Source organism: Streptomyces mayonensis (genome assembly GCF_018982965.1).
GTDB classification, from domain to species: domain Bacteria; phylum Actinomycetota; class Actinomycetes; order Streptomycetales; family Streptomycetaceae; genus Streptomyces; species Streptomyces mayonensis.
This window is the reverse complement of record NZ_JACBYP010000108.1, coordinates 1-16,378: the sequence shown is the minus strand read 5'-3', so window position 1 is coordinate 16,378 and position 16,378 is coordinate 1. Positions and strand designations below refer to the sequence as shown.

The following is a 16,378-nucleotide window of genomic DNA, read 5'->3' as shown; positions in this document are numbered from 1 at the left end:
ATGGGACAGCTCGAAGGAAAGACCGCCGTCGTCACCGGCGGCGGCACCGGGATCGGCCTGGCCGGCGCGGTCCGGCTGGCGGCCGACGGCGCGCACGTGTTCATCACCGGCCGGCGCAAGGCCGAGCTGGACGCGGCCGTGGAGACCATCGGCGCGGCGCATGCCACGGCGGTGGCCGGCGACACCACCGACCCGGCCGATCTGGACCGGCTCTACGAGGCGGTCCGCGCCCGCGGCCGGGGCCTCGACGTGATCTTCGCCAACGCCGCGGCGGCCGCACTGGTGCCGCTGGAGGGCATCACCCGGGAGCACTTCGACCAGATCTTCGGCGTCAACGTGTGGGGGCCGCTGCTCACCGTGCAGAAGGCGCTCCCGCTGCTCAACGAGGGCGCCTCGGTGATCCTCAACGCCTCCACCGCCGCCGGCAACGGCGCCGAGGCGTTCAGCCTGTACGCCGCCTCCAAGGCCGCCGTCCGGACCTTCGCACGGGGCTGGGCCAACGAACTCAAGGACCGCGGAGTCCGCGTCAACGCCGTCTCCCCCGGTCCGGTCGACACCCCGGGGATCACCAACCTCTTCGGCGCGGAGAACGCGCCCGGTGTCCGCGAGAAGCTCGCCTCGGACACGGCCATCGGGCGAATGGGGCGCCCCGAGGAGATCGCCGCGGTGGTGTCCTTCCTCGCCTCGGGGCAGAGCAGCTTCGTCTACGGCGCCAACTGGTACGTCGACGGCGGCGAGAACCAGATCTGAGCCGCCCCGGCCGGGCCCCCGGGCCCGTCGGCGCCCTGTCTCTCTAGACCTCCCCGTCCGGCGCCACGACGCGTTCGACCGCCGCCGCGACCAGTTCGTCGCGCTCGGCCGGGGTGAGGACGTCCGGCAGGGTGAGCTGTTCGACGATCAGCCAGTTCAGGGCGAGGTACAGCAGTTTGACGGCCGTGGCGTCGCCGGGGAGGCCGGACGCCTCGTGGTAGGAGACGTTCGCGGCGAGGTCGGCGCGGACGCGTTCGGTCAGCACCGCGCGCAGCCCGGGGCGGCGGGTGGCTTCCAGGCGGAGTTCGAGCAGCGCGAGGTAGCCGGTGCGGAACGAGGCGATCCGGTCGACGAGTTCGCGCATCAGCAGGACGTAGGTCTCCCGGTCGCGGCCCGCCGCGCGCTGACGGGCGACGGTGGCCTCGTCGGGGTGCAGGCGCTCGTAGACCCGGACGCCCGCCTGGGTGAGGAGGTCGTCGCGGTTCGCGAAGTAGTTGGACGCGGTACCGGCCGGGACGGCGGCCGCCGCGTCCACCGCCCGGAAGGTCAGCCCCCGGGCGCCCTCCGCGGCCAGCACCTCGATCGCGCCGTCGACGAGGGCGGCGCGGCGCCGGTCGTTCCGTCTCACCATGTCCCGGCTCCCGTCGCACACTCGCCACTCGCCACCCGCCCCCCGGCACCTGCCACCCGCCGTCATCCGGCCCGGGCCCGGGGACTGTTCCGCCCGGACTGCTGCGGCCCGGAGACTGCTCCGGCCCGGACGACGGCAGGCAGAGTACTACGGGTGGAGTGGATTCGAGCTCGGTGTCCGGTTCACAGCCCGCCGCCCAGGGGCTCGATGTCCACCCGTACCGGCGTCCCCCACACCCGCAGCACCTCGTAGTCCGTGAACTCGTGGACCAGCCGGTACGCCATCGCCGCGCGCGGGCCGCGCAGCTGGGCCGCGATGTACAGCTCGGCCTCGCGGCGGTCGCGGCGCGGGGTGCCGCACAGCTGCCACGCCTGGCCGTTCCACAGTTCGGGCAGCCAGCGCTGCTGGGGCTGCGGACGGTCGCCCCGCACTCCGTACCGGGACTGGACCGGTTCGGTGGGGCGGGCCGGGGCCGGGCCGCCGTTGTACTCGGCGCGGCGGGCGGTGCGGCGGCGGGTCTCGCAGAGCAGGCACAGGTCGGGGGCGGCCTCGTCGACCGGCCCCGTCGGGTGCTCCGGGCAGCGGGTGCTGGGCGCCGCCGTCGTGACGCCGTCCTCCAGCAGGTCCAGCGCGCGCTTCAGGTCCGCGCGGACCTCGTGCAGCTGGGCGTCCGGCGTGTCGGTGGTCAGGGCCTCGCCGTGCTCACCGATGAGGCGCAGGGCGCGGCCCAGGGCGGTCAGCTGGGCGTGGTTCATGTCCCTCAGAATCGCACACGGCGACGGCGGCCCCGCCCGGTCCACCCACCCCGCGCGCCCGGTGGACCGGACGAGGCCCGGACGTCAGCCGCGCGCCGCCAGCAGCGCCGCCCGCAGGTGGCCGCCGGACTCCTCCAGGAGCCGGGCGGCCGACGGGCCGTCCACGTCGGCCAGCAGGACCAGGATCGCGTGCTTGACCTCGCCGTCCGTCGCGGCCAGCGCATGCTCGACGTCGGCGTCCGCGGCGCCGGTGGCGAGCGCGACGATACGGCGTGAGCGGGCGCGCAGCTTCTCGTTGGAGGCGCGGACGTCCACCATCAGGTTCCCGTACGTCTTGCCGAGCCGGACCATCGTGATCGTCGACAGCATGTTCAGGACCAGCTTCTGCGCTGTGCCGGCCTTCAGCCGCGTGGAGCCGGTGATCAGCTCGGGTCCGGTGACGACCTCGATGCCGTGCTCGGCCGCCGCCGCCAGGGCACTGTCCGGGTTGCAGGCGAGGCCGACGGTGAGGGCACCGAGCGCCCGGGCGTGCTCGACGGCGCCGACGGCGTACGGGGTGCGCCCGGACGCGGAGACGCCGACCACCGCGTCGTCGGCGGTCAGGCCGAGGGCGTCCAGGTCGGTGCGGGCCAGCTCCGCCGAGTCCTCGGCACCCTCGACGGAGGTGACCATGGCGTCCGGGCCGCCCGCGATCAGGCCGGTGACCTGCCCGGGCGCGGTGTTGAAGGTCGGCGGGCACTCAGAGGCGTCCAGCACCCCGAGCCGGCCGGCCGTGCCGGCGCCCGCGTAGACCAGCCGCCCGCCGCGCGCCATCCGGGCGGCCACGGCGTCGACGGCGGCGGCGATCTCGGGCAGCCGCTGGGCGACGGCGCCGGGCACGGTGGTGTCCTCGCCGTTCATCAGCCGGGCGAGCTCGAGCGTCGGCAACCGGTCGATCTCGGCCAGCTCGGGCCGGAACGCCTCGGTGGTGAGGGTCTCCAGATGGGAGCGGAGGTCGGGGTGACGGGGGGTGGCGGTCATGAGGGTGCGGCTCTCTCCGGTCTCTGGACGGTGCCCGGTGTCTGACCGGTACTGGGTTGGTCGGTACTGGGTTGGTCGGTACTGGGTTGGTCGGTACGGGTCGGCCCGTGCTCGTGCTGGGTGGAACGGCGGTGCTACGGCCTGCCGCGGTGCGCCCCGTGCCGGTGGGCCAGCGCCTCGTAGGAGGCGGCCAGCGCCGGTGCCGCCGCATCGTACGTCCGCTGTGCCACTCCCACGAACAGGCAGTCCACCACCAGCAGTTGACTGGTCCGGGACGACATCGCCGCCGGCCTCAGCTCGCTCTCCCGTGACGTGGACGTGGTCAGCACGTGGTCGGCGTACTGCGTGACGGGGCCGTCGGGGCGGCCGGTGACGGCGATGGTCGTCGCGCCGCGCTCGAAGGCCGCCCGCAGCGGTTCGATGACGTCGCCCGTCGAGCCGGAGTGCGTGATCGCGAGGGCGACGTCCCCGGACCGCAGCTGCACCGCGTTGGTAACGGCGAGGTGCGGGTCGCTGTGCGCGTGGGCTATGAGCCCTATGCGCAGCAGTTTCTGGGTGAGGTCCTGGGCGACGAGGCCGGAGGCGCCGATGCCGTACACGTCGGTGCGGCGGGCGGCCGCGAGTGCGGCGACGGCCGCACCGAGCTGGACGGTGTCGAGCCCGGCGGCGGTGTCGGCGAGGGTCTGCTGCTCGTCGTAGGCCAGCTTGGCGACCACGTCCGCGATCGGGTCGTCGACCGCGATGTCCGTCGTGATGGCGGGCGCCCGCCCCGACTGCTGCTGGGCGGCGAGACCGGCCAGCGCCAGGCGCAGGTCGCGGTAGCCGGGGTAGCCGAGCAGCCGGGCGGTGCGTACGACGGTCGCCTCGCTGGTGCCGGTCAGCTCGGCCAGGCCGGTGACCGTGAGGGCCGCGCAGCCGGCCGGGTCGCCCGCGACGGCCTCGGCGACCCGCTGCATGGAGCGGGTCATCGACGGCGCCAGCGTGCGGACCTTGGCCGCGAGGGCGGCGGGCGCGGGCGGCGCGCTGCCGCCGCCGGTGGCGCGGCGGCCGACGGAGGCGGTGTGGTCCCCGGAGGCGGTGCGGCCCCCGGCGGCGCGGGAGAAAGTTTCCTTCACTTCATCGGTCACTCATGAAAGATATTTTCGCCCCGGTTCATGGGTCAAGAGTGCGGTCCGGGAGTACCCGGGAGTGCGCACAATGGATGCATGGACCCCATCAGCCCCTTGGAGCAGACGCTGCACGCCGCACGCGCGCTCGTGCTCGCCGACCTGGTGGCGGGCCAGGTCGCCGAGCCGGACGTGGTGTCGCTGGTCGAGGAGTCCGTCGTACAGCGGCGCTGGTGGGTCGAGCAGTGGCCCGAGGGGGCGCCGTTCGTGGCCGGGCTGGTCGCGCAGGACGTGCAGGACGCCCTGCTGGAGCGGTACGGCCGCTGGCCGCTGTGCCCGGTGTGCGGCTCGGGCGACCCGCACGCGCTGGAGGTCGAGCCCGAACTCGGCCCCGACCCGCACTGGGTGTGCCACAAGGCCGGCGTCGACGTCGCGGCGGTCGGCTCGCTGGGCGCGGCCATCGGCGGCACCGCGTCGTGAAGGACCATCGGCTCGTGAGGGCCCACCGCTTCGTGAGGGCCCGCCGGTGACCGTCTACATCGACCCGCCGGCCTGGCCGGGGCACGGACGCCTGTGGTCGCACCTGGTCAGCGACGTCTCCTACGCCGAGCTGCACGCGTTCGCCGCGACGCTCGGCGTGCCCCGCCGCGCCTTCGAACGCGACCACTACGACCTGCCCGCCCACCGGTACGCCGACGCCGTGTCGGCCGGTGCGCTGGAGGTCAGCAGCCGCGAGGTGGTGCGGCTGCTGCACGGCGCGGGACTGCGCAGGCGCAAGGGTGCCGGTCAGCGGCGCAGTTCGTAGGCGTACTGCCCGGCGCCCGCACCGTCCTCCGCCGCGCCCGCGACCTTGCCGAAACCGGCGCGGGTGAGCACGCCCCGCGACGCGGCGTTGTCCGGCTCGGTCGTCGCGAACACGGACGTCACCTCCTCCCGGTCCAGCGCCCACGCGGACAGCGCGCGCAGGCCCTCGGTGGCGTAGCCGTTGCCCCGGGCGGTCTCGGCCAGGTCGTAGCCGATCTCGACCCGGCCGTCGTCGTCCGGCGCCCCGTGGAACCCGATGCCGCCGACCGCGCGCCCGTCCTCGCGCCGGACGAGCACGAAGACGCCCCACTCCGGCCGGTGCGTCCCCGCCTCGTACGCCTTGAGCGCCATCCCGGCGGCGTCGCGGGTGCCCTGGTAGGGGCCGCCCTGGACCCAGGCGAAACCGCCGTCGCCGCCCGCCGCGAGGTCGGTGGCGGCGGCGGGGGTGACGCCCTGGAGGGTGAGCCGTCCGGCCGGTATCACCAGGTTGTTGCGCCAGCGCCACTCGGTGACGGGGGCGCGTCCGGGCAACTCGCCGCGGCCGGTGGCCCACAGCAGCGTGCGCCAGGGGTCCTCGCCGGGCCGCACGTGCGGGAAGAGCCGGGTGAGCACGTCCGCGCACAGCCCGGCGGGCGGCTCGTAGGACAGTCCGAGGCCCTCCGCGATGTCGTGCGTGTGCAGGAGCACCTCGGCGACCCCCATGGCGGCGAAGCCCTCGCGGTTCGCGCTGCGGAAGGGGTACGGGTGGAAGGCCCGGACCTCGCGGGGCGTGGTGCGGACGGCGGCGGCGAGCAGGGCGCCGGTGGTCTCGACGACGTGCAGTACGTCCTCGTTGCCCGTGCCGTCGTCGAGGGTGATCTCGAAGGGTACGTACGCCGTGGTGGCGCGTCCGGCCAACTGTCCCGCGTAGGCGATGAGATCGCCCGCGACGTGCTCCGCCGTGTACCGGCAGCTCCACTCCAGCCGCCCGGCCCGCGCCCCTTCCCAGTCCCGGTCCACGGCCGTCCGCAGCAGCGCGACGGCGCCCGCGACGGCCTCCTCCACCTGTTCCCCGCCCATGCTTCGCATGCCGGGCAGATTAGACGCCGGGGATGTCGGGGAGCGACAGCATTTCCAGCTCGCCGGTGAGGTTGTGGCGGGCGGTCGCCTCCCACTCGCGCCGGCCGTGCGGAGTGTGGAAGAGGCGGGGCAGGCCGAGGAGTTGGCGCAGGATCGCGGCGCGGCCCTCGCGGAAGGCCGCGCCCGGCACGAAGTGGTACTCCTCGCGGACGGCCGCGGTGTACGCCGCGTACGCCGAGGGCGGTGCGGCCAGGACCGCCAGGTCGGCGTCGCACAGCACCTGCCCGTCGCGGTCGCCGTCGGCGGGGGCGTGCGTGACGGTGAGCCGGACCAGCCGCGCCACCTCGGCGGTCCGGTCCGCCGGAACCCCGGCCTCGGGCAGGGCGCGCTCGGCGAGCCGGGCCGAGCGCTCCTCGTTCTCGGAGCGCTCGGGCAGGTAGACCGCGTCGTGGAACCAGGCGGCCAGCCGGACCGCGTCGGGGTCGTCGGAGTACTCCTCCAGCACGTCGACGTGGTCCAGGACCGCGGTGAGGTGCGCGAGGGTGTGGTACCGCCGCTGGGGCTCCTGCCAGCGGGCGAGCAGGTTGTCGGCGTACGGCGCGGGATCGGCGCCGGCACCGGGTGCGGCCGCTCCTGCCAGGGCGCGGGCGAAGCGGGAGCGCAGGGCGTCGAGATCGGCCATGCGCGCATTGTTCCAGACAGCCTTCCGGGCCCCCTCTCCCTCATGCGGGATCCTCATGAGGGGTGCTCGTGCGGGACGCCGCCGGGGCTCATGGGGGACGCCGCCGGGCCGGACGACCTGCTGCGCCGCCCGGCCGCGGCCCGGTGTCCGGTGCCGCCCCTAACGTGGGGTCCATGACGACTCCTGCAGACGTGCACGCCGTACGCGACCCCGAGCTGCCCGGGCGGCTGCTCGCCATCGAGCGGGACGAACTGGTCCCGCTGCTCCGGGCCCGCCCCGACGCCGACTTCGCGCTGCCGGTGGCCGCGTGTCCGGGCTGGACCGTGCGCGACGTACTGGCGCACAGCTCTGCCGCGCTGACCCGCGCCGTCGAGAACCGCCTCGGCGACGGCGTGTTCTCCCCCGAGTCCAACGACCGCGACATCGCCGAACGCGCCGACTGGCCCCACGCCCGCGTCGTCGACGAACTGGAGCGCGGAATGACCGACGCCGGCGCGGTGATCGCCCGCGCGGGCGGCGCGCTGGACGGGCTGGCGCTCGGCGAGTGGGTGCACGCCGGTGACGTACGGGTGGCCCTCGGCGAGCCGGGAGCGTACGCCGGGCGCGCGCTGCCGGAGGTGCTCGCGCTGCTCGGCACGCTCACCCGTGAGCGCGGGCACGCGCCGCTCCACGCCGACCTCGACGACGTCGACGAGCCCCTGAAACTGGGCGCGGCCAGCGGGGAACGGCCGCCGGGCCGCTTCATCGGCGACTCCGTCACCCTCGTACGGCTGTACGCGGGCCGGGCCGCGGGCGGCGCGGACGGGTACGAGCTGGCCGGGGTGGACGCGGCCGAGCTGAACCTCTTCGGCGGCTGACCGGCGGCTGACCGGCGCCGGGCGGGCGAAGGGGCGCCCCCGGGGTACGGCGGCCCGCGCGTAGTCTTAGATTGGACTAGACCTGTAGCGGCGACGCATGCCCGCCGCCGAAGCCCGCCGAAAGCCGACGAATGGGGCCCCATGAGCAAGCGTGCAGTCCTGGAGGTGATCGCCCTCGACGTCGAGGACGCGGTCGCCGCCCAGGCGGGAGGCGCGGACCGCCTCGAACTGGTCTCCGACATGGCGGCCGACGGACTCACCCCGTCGGCCGCCACCGTCGCCGCGATCCGCGGCGCCGTCGACATCGACCTGCGGGTGATGCTGCGCCTCGCCGACGGGTTCGCCGCCGGAGACGTCGAACGCCTCACCCGGGCCGCCGGGCGGCTGCGCGAGGCCGGGGCGACGGAGTTCGTGCTCGGCTTCCTCGAACCGGGCGGGGAGGTGGACCTCGATGCGGTGGAGCGGGTCGCCGGGGCGCTGGACGGATGCCGGTGGACGTTCCACCGCGCGATCGACCGCGCCGCGAACCGGGACGCGCTGCGCAAGCAGCTCGCGGACTTCCCGGGGCTGGACACCTACCTGACGGCCGGGTCGGCCCAGGGTGTGGACGAGGGCATGAGCGTGCTGCTCGCGGAGGCGCGGCGGCGGGGCGAGCAGGGGTACGGGCAGCAGCTGCTGGTCGGCGGCGGCCTGCGGCTGGATCACGTGCCGGGACTGCGGGAGGCGGGCATCGACGGCTTCCACATCGGCGGCGCGGCACGGCCCGCGGGATGGGACGGGCCGGTCTCGGCGGACGCGGTGGGGGAGTGGCGGCGGATGCTGGGGGAGTAGCCCCCCGGCCGCCTCCGCGTGCGGTCGTGCCTCCCCCGGTCCCCGGCAGTCTTCGGACTCCTCGGACTCTTCTGACTCTTCGGACTCCTCGGGCCTTCCCGGGCGGGCACTGACGCCGACGGCAAGCGGCACGACCGGCCGCAGGGGCGGCGGCCTCAGCCCAACTGCGGCGGCAGCTCCGTCGCGTGGGTCACCACGAGGCCCGACACCGCGCGGGTCAGCGCCACGTACAGGCGGCGCAGACCCGTGCGTTCGTCCGGCTCGGCGTCGACCACGGCGCGCGGCTCGTCCAGGACCACGTAGTCGTACTCCAGGCCCTTGGCCAGCGACGCCGGGACCAGGGTCAGCCGGGTGGCACGGGTGGTCTCCTCGCCGGGGCCGACGTGGCCGATCCCGGCCGCCTCCAGCGCCGCCGCCAGCTCCGGCACCCGCGCGTCGGCGGCGATCAGGCCGACCGAGCCGTCCCGCTCCAGCAGTTCGCGGCAGGCCGCCAGGATCCCGTCCGTACCGGCGTCCGCCGCGCGGATCTCGAAGAAGCCGGGGTTCTCCCGGATCGACGCCACCGGCGTCAGCCCCGGCGCGATGTGCGGCAGCAGCCGGGAGGCGTACGCGATCACGTCCGTCGGCACGCGGAAGCCGGCCGTCAGCTCCTCCACGACGGCCTCGCCCTTGCCCAGGTGCCCCAGTGCCTCCTCCCAGCTCCGCGTCGCCCACGGCGTCGTGCCCTGCGCCAGGTCGCCGAGGACGGTCACCGAACCGGTCGTGCAGCGCCGGCCCACCGCGCGGTACTGCATCGGCGAGAGGTCCTGCGCCTCGTCGAGGACCACGTGCCCGAGCGAGTGGGTGCGCTCGACCAGGTCGGTGGCCTCGTCGATCAGCACGGCGTCCGCGGGCGACCACCGGGCCGACCTCACCGAGCGGGCCGGTTTCACCCACAGCACCGCCTTCTGCTCGTCCGCGTCGAGCACCCCCTCGGCGTGCTCGGCCAGGAAGTCCGCGTCGGACAGCAGCCGCATGACCAGCTTGGCCGGGTCCACCTGCGGCCACACCGTCTTCACCGCCGCCTTCACGGCGGCGTTGCGCGCCACCGCGTTCTGCACCCGGTCGTCCGGCGCCTCGCCCGCCCGCTCCATCTGCACCAGCACGGCGTGCGCGATGCGCTGCGGCAGGGCCTCGCGCGCGGCGCCGTAGCGGATGTCGCGGGCGAGCAGCTCGCGGACGATCTCCTCCAGCTCGTACACCGGCACCCGCCAGCGGCGCGAGCCGCGCACCACCACGATCCCCTCGGCGGGCATCGTGACGTGCGCGTACAGCGCCCGGCGCAGCACCTCGGCCATCCGCGCGTCGCCCTTGACCACCGCGGTCGCCGCCTCGTCCGTGCCGCGCACCTCGACGCGGGCCACCAGTTCGTCGGCGGTCGCCTGGCGGACGGTCAGTTCGCCGAGGGCGGGCAGCACCTGCTCGATGTAGTGCAGGAAGGAGCGGTTCGGGCCGATGACCAGCGTGCCGGTGCGGGCCAGGCGCTCGCGGTGCGCGTACAGGAGGTAGGCCACCCGGTGCAGGCCGACGGCCGTCTTTCCGGTGCCGGGTCCGCCCTGCACGCAGACCGAACCGCTCAGCCCGGCGCGCACGATCTCGTCCTGCTCGGGCTGGATCGTCGCGACGATGTCGCGCATCGGGCCGACGCGGGGCCGTTCGATCTCCTGCTGGAGCAGCTTGCTGGTGACGGCGGCCTCGGCCGGGTCGGACAGGTGCTCGTCCTCGTACGCCGTCAGGTCGCCGCCGGTGTAGCCGAAGCGGCGGCGCAGCGAGATGTCCTGCGGGTCCTTCTTCGAGGCCCGGTAGAACGGCTGGGACACCGGTGCCCGCCAGTCGATCACCATCGGGTCGCCGTCCGTGTCGTGCACGTGGCGCCGCCCGATGTGCAGCGTCCGATAGGCGTCCTGCGCACTCGGGCGTCCGCCCTCCCCGCTCTCGGTCTGTTCCGCGCCCGGCGCGTGCAGGTAGTCGAGGCGGCCGAAGAAGAGCGGGGTCTCGCTGAGGTCGGCGAGCGCCTTGATGCGATCCTCGATCTGGCTCTCCAGGACGGCGGCGTTGACCCAGTTCGCGGTCACGTCGGTGATGTCCAGGGACTCCACGTCCTCGCGCATGGCACGCAGGGCGGAACGGGAGGCGGCGAGGTGGGCGCGTTCTCTGGAGAGGGGGTCGCCGGAGAGGGGGTCGCCGGAGAGGGGCTCGTCGGGGAGGGGAGCGTCGTGGACGGGCGTGGACAAGGGGGTGCCTCCGGATGACCTGCGGGTGGTGACGGCGGGCGCGGTCCGCGCGCGCGGTGGGCCGACCGGTTTCCGTCCGGAGGGCAGCACTCCGCTGGGGGAGGCGGGCAAGAGCGGAGATTCTAGGGGAGCGGGGACGGCGGCGGCCAACCGTTTTATGGCCGCGGTGCTGACCCCCTAGGGGTCGGTGTCTCCGACCTGAGGGGCACGGGTCCACCCGGAGGCGTACACGAGGGTGGACGGGGTTCGCCCCGCAGGCCGATGCCGCGGGAGGGGGCACCGGCGCACCATGGACACATGAGCGCAGCAACCATCTCCCCAGCCCCAGGCCGTGCGTCCGGTGCCACACCGGTGGCCGGCCGCCACCGGCACCGGCTCGGCGACGCCCTGCGCGCCGTCAGGGTGTTCGCCGGCGCCGCCCTCGACGTGGTCGTACTCGGCGAGTACGGCGAAGAGGCGGGCGTCCGCCGCCGCTAGACCCGCCCGCCGGGCCTCGGAGAGCCGTTGGGCCCGCCCGCCGGGCCCCGGAGGGTCACTGGGCCGGCCCGCCGGTCAGGCGTCCTCCGCCAGTACCTCGTCCGCGTCCATGATCCGGTAGGCGTAGCCCTGCTCCGCCAGGAAGCGCTGCCGGTGGGCGGCGAAGTCCTGGTCGAGGGTGTCCCGGGCGACGACCGAGTAGAAGTGCGCCTGGTGGCCGTCCGCCTTCGGCCGCAGCACCCGGCCCAGGCGCTGGGCCTCCTCCTGCCGGGACCCGAAGGTGCCCGACACCTGGACGGCGACCGTCGCCTCCGGCAGGTCGATCGAGAAGTTGGCGACCTTCGACACGACGAGCACGCTGATCTCGCCCCGGCGGAAGGACTCGAAGAGCTTCTCGCGCTGGGCGTTGGACGTCTCGCCCTTGATGACCGGTGCGCCCAGGTGCTCGCCCAGCTCGTCGAGCTGGTCGATGTACTGGCCGATGACGAGGACCTGCTGCCCGGCGAAGCGCCGCACGATCGCCTCCGTCACCTTGCGCTTGGTGTCGGTCGTCGCGCAGAAGCGGTACTTCTCCTCCGTCTCGGCCGTGGCGTACGCGAGCCGCTCGGCGTCGGTGAGGTTGACCCGGACCTCCACGCAGTCGGCCGGCGCGATGTAGCCCTGCGCCTCGATCTCCTTCCACGGCGCGTCGAACCGCTTCGGGCCGATGAGGGAGAACACGTCCGACTCGCGGCCGTCCTCGCGCACCAGGGTCGCGGTCAGACCGAGGCGGCGGCGCGCCTGCAGATCCGCCGTGAACTTGAAGACCGGCGCGGGCAGCAGGTGCACCTCGTCGTAGACGATCAGCCCCCAGTCCCGGGAGTCGAACAGCTCCAGGTGCGGGTAGACGCCCTTCCGCCGGGTCGTCAGCACCTGGTACGTGGCGATGGTGACCGGCCGGATCTCCTTGCGGGTGCCGCTGTACTCGCCGATCTCGTCCTCGGTCAGGCTCGTCCGCTTCACCAGCTCGTGCTTCCACTGCCGGGCGGAGACGGTGTTGGTGACCAGGATCAGCGTCGTCGACCTGGCCTGCGCCATCGCCCCGGCGCCGACCAGCGTCTTGCCCGCGCCGCAGGGGAGGACGACGACACCGCTGCCGCCGTGCCAGAAGTTCTCCACGGCCTGCTTCTGGTACGGGCGCAGCGCCCAGCCGTCCTCGGCCAGCTCGATCGGGTGCGCCTCGCCGTCGACGTACCCGGCGAGGTCCTCGGCGGGCCAGCCGAGCTTCAGCAGCGTCTGCTTGATCTGACCGCGCTCGGAGGGGTGCACGGCCACCGTGTCGTCGTCGATGCGGGCCCCGACCAGCGGCGCGATCCGCTTCGACTTCAGCACCTCCTCCAGGACCGGCCGGTCGGTGGTCGTCAGGACCAGCCCGTGCGCGGGGTGCTTGGAGAGGGTGAGGCGGCCGTAGCGGTCCATCGTCTCGGCGATGTCGACGAGCAGGGCGTGCGGCACGGGGTAGCGGCTGTACTCGACGAGCGCGTCGACGACCTGCTCGGCGTCGTGGCCCGCCGCCCGCGCGTTCCACAGGCCCAGCGGGGTCACCCGGTAGGTGTGGATGTGCTCGGGGGCCCGCTCCAGTTCGGCGAAGGGTGCGATGGCCCGGCGGCAGTCGCCGGCCTGCTCGTGGTCGACCTCGAGGAGCAGGGTCTTGTCGGACTGGACGATCAGCGGACCATTCACGGGCGGCACCCTTTCGCGTGCGTACGGCCGGCAGCGACGGGACGGAGCGGCCAAACGTCCAGTGTGCCTGATCGCCGGGCGGGGCTACCCCAGAGCGACGCTGATGTTGTTGACGAGCGGCCCCTCCAGCGCCGCGGCCCTGGGGGCGAGCGCGCCGAACAGGGCCGCCGCGGTGATCAGGGCGGCGACGGAGACGGCGACGGCGGAACGGGCCGCGGAACGGACGGGACCGGCGGGGATCTTGTCGGACACGGGAGGCCTTTCGAGGAAGAGGGCGAGGACGGTTGGAGACGGTTGGAACAGGGGGCGGGCCGGGGCCGGGCCCGAGGACCAGGACCCGGCCCGCCGAGGGGTTGCGGAGGGGGACGGTCAGAGGGTGAGGCCCCCGCCGAGGTCGATGCCGACCGCGGCGGCCTCGGCGGTGAACGCGGCGACCATCGCCGCGGTGGAGGCCAGGACGGTGGCGAGGCGGCGAACTGCAGTGCGCATCGGGCTCTTCCTTTCGGTTCGGTGCAGGACAACCGGTGGCTGCCCGAGCCCCGACGGCCCGATGCGGTTTATGAAAAAAGCTCCCTCTCAGGTGCGAATCACCCGGCGTGGCGTGCATGGATCACGCCGTACACCCGAAAGTGCACGAGAACGGGCGCCGGGCCCCCGCGCGAGACGGGGCGGCGGGCCCCGCGCGAGACGGGGCGGCGGGTCCCCGCACGAGAACCGCCGACGGATCGCCCCCGTTCAGCCCGCGTCGTCGGCCAGTCCGGCCACGCCCGTGACGCGGTGCAGCGGATAGGTGCGCACCTCGTCCGCCGTGTGGTCGTACGCCGTGACGAAACCGCCCTCGACCCGGATCGGGGCGATCACGCGCTGGCTGGCGGCGCCCTCCGCGTTCACGTAGCCGATCCACAGCGCCTCGCCGGTCAGCACCGCCGCCTGCATGGTGGCGAGGGTCTCGGCGGCGCCCGTGCGGGGCAGCTCGCCGCCCGGGGCGCTGCCTCCCGGGCCGGACTTGCGCGGGGTGGTGGAGGCCAGGTCGCCCGCGCGGACGGCGCGGATCGCGGCGGTCAGGAGCGTGTCGTCGGGGGCCGGCGGTCCGTCCGGTACCGGTTCGGGCGCCGTCCGGGGCGGAGTGCGGCGGGAGTCCGCGCGGGCGATCAGCACATCGCCCGCGGCGGACTCGGCGGCCGGCGCGAACCCGATCGCCCGCAGCCCCTCCAGGAGCGCCGCCGGGTCGGCCTGCGCGGCCAGCACGGTCGGCGCCAGACGGCGCAGGCCGAGACCGGCGGCCCGCTTGTCGGCGAGGATCTCGTCCAGCGTGGCGTCGTCGTCGCAGCGCACGTACGCCGAGGCCGCGCCCACGCGCAGTTGCCCGTGCCGCCGGGCCACGTCGTCGATCAGGTACGTCAGGGGCTGCGGCACCGGCGTACGGGAGCGCCGGGCGAGGAAGGCGTGCAGGTCGGCGGCGGTCTGCCCGGCGTCGAGCGCCCGGCGCACCGAGCCCGGCGTGAACCGGTAGACGGTCGCGCCCCCCTTGGACTCCACGTCCGCGAGCACGCCCAGCAGGTCGGCCAGCTCGCGCTCCAGCGGCCCCGGTGCCACCGCCGTCAGGTCGGCTTGGAGCAGCACGTGGTCCAGCGGTTCCGGCAGCAGCGGCGCGAGCAGCCGGGCGGCGGTCGCGCCGGCGGCGGCACGCTCGGCTGGTCCGGTGGGCCCGGTGGGCGCGGACACGGGAGGTGCGTGGTGGTGCACGGGGAGCTTGGCGCCCGGCCCCTCGGGCTCCGGGTCCGGCGCGGGGCGGGACGGCTCGGGCGCCCCGATCAGGGCCCGCCCCGGCGCCGCCAGGGCACCGCGCCCGGTGACACCGAGCAGCTCGGCCTCGGACAGCGTCCACCGGGCGAGCCGGGACCGCAGGTCGTCGTCGCCCCGCGCCCGCTGCTCGCCCTGTGCCCGCTGTTCCCCCTGCGCCCGCTGGTCCGCCTGGGCTCGCTGTTCCGCCTGCGCCCGCTGGTCCCGCTGGGGGCCGCGCAGCGGACGCTCCCAGCGCAGCCGGGCCAGCACCGACTCCGCCGCCGGCGACGCACCCTCGGGCAGCCCCGCCAGCAGGGTCAGCACCCGGTGCCGTACCTCCGGCGCCGCCGAACGGTCCAGGTTGGGGCCCAGCGCCGAGAGCGTACGGTCCTTCGCGTCCCGGCCGCCGACCACGCCCGGCGTCCGGGTGGCCGACAGCCACGCCGCCGCGAGCCGCGCCCAGCGCTCGGCCGTCGGCAGCTCGCGCCACTCGTCGTACGCCGGGGTCGCCGCGTACCGCTCCTCGGCCGCCCCGTCGGAGGCGATCAGCCCGGCCGCGTAGGCCAGTTCGAGCCAGAACGCCGCGACCGGCTCGGACACGTCCAGGGCGACGGCCGTGCGCTTGAGGTCCCGCACGCTCAGGCCGCCGGCCCGCAGGACCGCCGGGCCGCCCTCGTCCCACTCCTTCAGCAGCTCGTCGACCGTCGCCAGCGCCGCCAGGGCCTGTCCGGCCGCGGTGGCGTCCACCACCTGTGGACGGTGCGTGGCCGCGGCCTCCACCGGCGGCGGCACCGGCTCCGGCGTGCGGTGCGCCCGGCCCGCGCGCAGGTGCAGGGCGACCTCGCGCGGCAGTACGACGGTGCCGGGCGCGGTCGGCAGCAGCAGGCCGCGGTCGAGGAGGGCGCGCAGGTGCGCGGCGGGGTCGTGGGTGACCTGGCCGTACGGCGGGCCCCACAGCAGCCGGTCCAGCACCTCCCGGGACTCCCCGGGCAGTTCGGCGAGGAGCGCCGCCATCCGCTTCCGGTCGGTGAACAGCTCACCGAGTGCGGACACGGCGGAGACGGAGTCGTGCGTCGAGGACAGGCCGACAGTGGTGAGGATCTCCTGGATCCGGCCCGGGGACATCCCCGCCGTCGCCTCCCGCACGGTGGGGCCGAGCCCGGTCGGGGACGGGTGCTGCGGCGACGGCGCGAGCAGCTCGCGGGCGGTGCGCACCAGGCGCAGCCGGTCGTCGTCACCCCACAGCAGCGCCTGCTCGCGCAGCAGGGCCACCGCGCGGGGGAGCGCGGCGGTCACGGCGGGGTCCGCCTCGTCGCCCGCCATCAGGCGCAGCAGTTCGCCGTACGGCGCCGGGTCCGCCGCCACGGCTAGCGCCTCCGCCGTCTGCAGGGCGAAACGGTCCAGGCGCTCCAGGGCCCGGACGACCGAGGCGCGGGTACCGGCGCGGGTGGCGAGCTGGGTGAGGTCGGTGGGGACGGGCGTGACGAGGTCGGGGCGGCTGCGCAGGAGGGCGGCCAGGGAGACGTCGTCCCTGACGCGGAGCGCTTCCGCGAGGGAGCGGGGGGCTGCCGCGGGCTTCTCCTCGGGGCTCATCCGGTCCACGTTAGCGGGTGGGGTGCGGTGGGG

Annotated in this window: 16 protein-coding genes; 6 read left to right on the top strand and 10 right to left on the bottom strand. The window is 75.1% G+C overall.

The features are described 5' to 3' along the window. Positions 1-750 (top strand): SDR family NAD(P)-dependent oxidoreductase, encoded by a 750-nt coding sequence (locus tag HZS56_RS29875; RefSeq protein WP_216723930.1) that lies wholly within the window; start codon positions 1-3, stop codon positions 748-750. Between the two features lie 43 nt (positions 751-793). Here the strand turns inward: HZS56_RS29875 and HZS56_RS29870 are convergent, their stop codons facing one another. From HZS56_RS29870 to HZS56_RS29855, 4 genes are all read right to left on the bottom strand, one after another. Continuing rightward, entirely contained in the window at positions 794-1,381 is a 588-nt protein-coding gene (locus tag HZS56_RS29870) for a TetR/AcrR family transcriptional regulator (RefSeq protein WP_216723929.1), read from the bottom strand. Positions 1,382-1,563: 182 nt separating this feature from the next. Further along, positions 1,564-2,136 carry a hypothetical protein gene (locus HZS56_RS29865; RefSeq protein ID WP_216723928.1) on the bottom strand — a complete coding sequence of 191 codons (573 nt, stop codon included), beginning with the start codon at positions 2,134-2,136 and terminating at the stop codon, positions 1,564-1,566. Between the two features lie 84 nt (positions 2,137-2,220). Next, positions 2,221-3,156 carry an N-acetylmuramic acid 6-phosphate etherase gene (gene murQ, locus HZS56_RS29860; protein WP_216723927.1) on the bottom strand — a complete coding sequence of 312 codons (936 nt, stop codon included), beginning with the start codon at positions 3,154-3,156 and terminating at the stop codon, positions 2,221-2,223. Positions 3,157-3,290: 134 nt separating this feature from the next. Continuing rightward, positions 3,291-4,283, bottom strand: a complete 993-nt coding sequence (locus tag HZS56_RS29855; RefSeq protein ID WP_216723926.1) for a MurR/RpiR family transcriptional regulator — start codon at positions 4,281-4,283, stop codon at positions 3,291-3,293. Positions 4,284-4,361: 78 nt separating this feature from the next. On the opposite strand from HZS56_RS29855, the gene HZS56_RS29850 reads away from it, so the two are divergent. Together HZS56_RS29850 and HZS56_RS29845 are read left to right on the top strand one after the other, a co-directional pair. Further along, positions 4,362-4,742, top strand: coding sequence for a DUF8819 family protein (locus tag HZS56_RS29850; protein ID WP_216723925.1), 381 nt, complete (start codon positions 4,362-4,364; stop codon positions 4,740-4,742). Positions 4,743-4,788: 46 nt separating this feature from the next. After that, on the top strand, positions 4,789-5,067 hold the full coding sequence (locus HZS56_RS29845) for a DUF4031 domain-containing protein (RefSeq protein WP_216723924.1): 279 nt from the start codon (positions 4,789-4,791) through the stop codon (positions 5,065-5,067). Here HZS56_RS29845 and HZS56_RS29840 read toward each other — a convergent pair. Beyond that, complete coding sequence (locus HZS56_RS29840; RefSeq protein ID WP_253915126.1) at positions 5,049-6,134, bottom strand: GNAT family N-acetyltransferase; 1,086 nt, start codon at positions 6,132-6,134, stop codon at positions 5,049-5,051. The genes HZS56_RS29845 and HZS56_RS29840 overlap by 19 nt on opposite strands. A 10-nt stretch (positions 6,135-6,144) precedes the next feature. Beyond that, a complete protein-coding gene (locus tag HZS56_RS29835) occupies positions 6,145-6,807 on the bottom strand; it encodes an HD domain-containing protein (RefSeq protein ID WP_216723923.1) in 663 nt (220 codons plus the stop codon). A gap of 173 nt (positions 6,808-6,980) precedes the next feature. Between HZS56_RS29835 and HZS56_RS29830 the strand changes: the two genes are divergently transcribed. Both HZS56_RS29830 and HZS56_RS29825 read left to right on the top strand, forming a co-directional pair. Beyond that, entirely contained in the window at positions 6,981-7,664 is a 684-nt protein-coding gene (locus HZS56_RS29830; protein ID WP_216723922.1) for a maleylpyruvate isomerase family mycothiol-dependent enzyme, read from the top strand. A 141-nt stretch (positions 7,665-7,805) separates the two neighbouring features. Then, complete coding sequence (locus tag HZS56_RS29825) at positions 7,806-8,495, top strand: copper homeostasis protein CutC (protein ID WP_216723921.1); 690 nt, start codon at positions 7,806-7,808, stop codon at positions 8,493-8,495. A 155-nt stretch (positions 8,496-8,650) separates the two neighbouring features. Here the strand turns inward: HZS56_RS29825 and HZS56_RS29820 are convergent, their stop codons facing one another. Further along, positions 8,651-10,768, bottom strand: a complete 2,118-nt coding sequence (locus HZS56_RS29820) for a HelD family protein (protein ID WP_216723920.1) — start codon at positions 10,766-10,768, stop codon at positions 8,651-8,653. 297 nt (positions 10,769-11,065) lie between these two features. Here HZS56_RS29820 and HZS56_RS29815 point away from each other — a divergent pair, with 297 nt between their 5' ends. Then, positions 11,066-11,245, top strand: a complete 180-nt coding sequence (locus HZS56_RS29815) for a hypothetical protein (RefSeq protein ID WP_216723919.1) — start codon at positions 11,066-11,068, stop codon at positions 11,243-11,245. Between the two features lie 75 nt (positions 11,246-11,320). On the opposite strand, the gene HZS56_RS29810 is transcribed toward HZS56_RS29815, so the two are convergent. The 3 genes from HZS56_RS29810 to HZS56_RS29800 all read right to left on the bottom strand — a co-directional run bounded on the left by HZS56_RS29810 (position 11,321) and on the right by HZS56_RS29800 (position 16,345). Further along, entirely contained in the window at positions 11,321-12,967 is a 1,647-nt protein-coding gene (locus HZS56_RS29810) for a DNA repair helicase XPB (RefSeq protein ID WP_216723918.1), read from the bottom strand. Positions 12,968-13,051: 84 nt separating this feature from the next. Next, positions 13,052-13,219 carry a hypothetical protein gene (locus HZS56_RS29805; protein WP_216723917.1) on the bottom strand — a complete coding sequence of 56 codons (168 nt, stop codon included), beginning with the start codon at positions 13,217-13,219 and terminating at the stop codon, positions 13,052-13,054. Positions 13,220-13,702: 483 nt separating this feature from the next. Continuing rightward, entirely contained in the window at positions 13,703-16,345 is a 2,643-nt protein-coding gene (locus tag HZS56_RS29800) for a helicase-associated domain-containing protein (protein WP_216723916.1), read from the bottom strand. Positions 16,346-16,378 lie beyond the last annotated feature (33 nt).

Excerpts from the sequence above, each read along its gene's own strand:
- HZS56_RS29875 (WP_216723930.1), top strand. The coding sequence starts at position 1 with ATGGGACAGCTCGAAGGAAAGACCGCCGTCGTCACCGGCGGCGGCACC.
- HZS56_RS29870 (WP_216723929.1), bottom strand. The coding sequence starts at position 1,381 with ATGGTGAGACGGAACGACCGGCGCCGCGCCGCCCTCGTCGACGGCGCG.
- HZS56_RS29865 (WP_216723928.1), bottom strand. The coding sequence starts at position 2,136 with ATGAACCACGCCCAGCTGACCGCCCTGGGCCGCGCCCTGCGCCTCATC.
- murQ (WP_216723927.1), bottom strand. The coding sequence starts at position 3,156 with ATGACCGCCACCCCCCGTCACCCCGACCTCCGCTCCCATCTGGAGACC.
- HZS56_RS29850 (WP_216723925.1), top strand. The coding sequence starts at position 4,362 with ATGGACCCCATCAGCCCCTTGGAGCAGACGCTGCACGCCGCACGCGCG.
- HZS56_RS29840 (WP_253915126.1), bottom strand. The coding sequence starts at position 6,134 with ATGCGAAGCATGGGCGGGGAACAGGTGGAGGAGGCCGTCGCGGGCGCC.
- HZS56_RS29835 (WP_216723923.1), bottom strand. The coding sequence starts at position 6,807 with ATGGCCGATCTCGACGCCCTGCGCTCCCGCTTCGCCCGCGCCCTGGCA.
- HZS56_RS29830 (WP_216723922.1), top strand. The coding sequence starts at position 6,981 with ATGACGACTCCTGCAGACGTGCACGCCGTACGCGACCCCGAGCTGCCC.
- HZS56_RS29825 (WP_216723921.1), top strand. The coding sequence starts at position 7,806 with ATGAGCAAGCGTGCAGTCCTGGAGGTGATCGCCCTCGACGTCGAGGAC.
- HZS56_RS29815 (WP_216723919.1), top strand. The coding sequence starts at position 11,066 with ATGAGCGCAGCAACCATCTCCCCAGCCCCAGGCCGTGCGTCCGGTGCC.
- HZS56_RS29800 (WP_216723916.1), bottom strand. The coding sequence starts at position 16,345 with ATGAGCCCCGAGGAGAAGCCCGCGGCAGCCCCCCGCTCCCTCGCGGAA.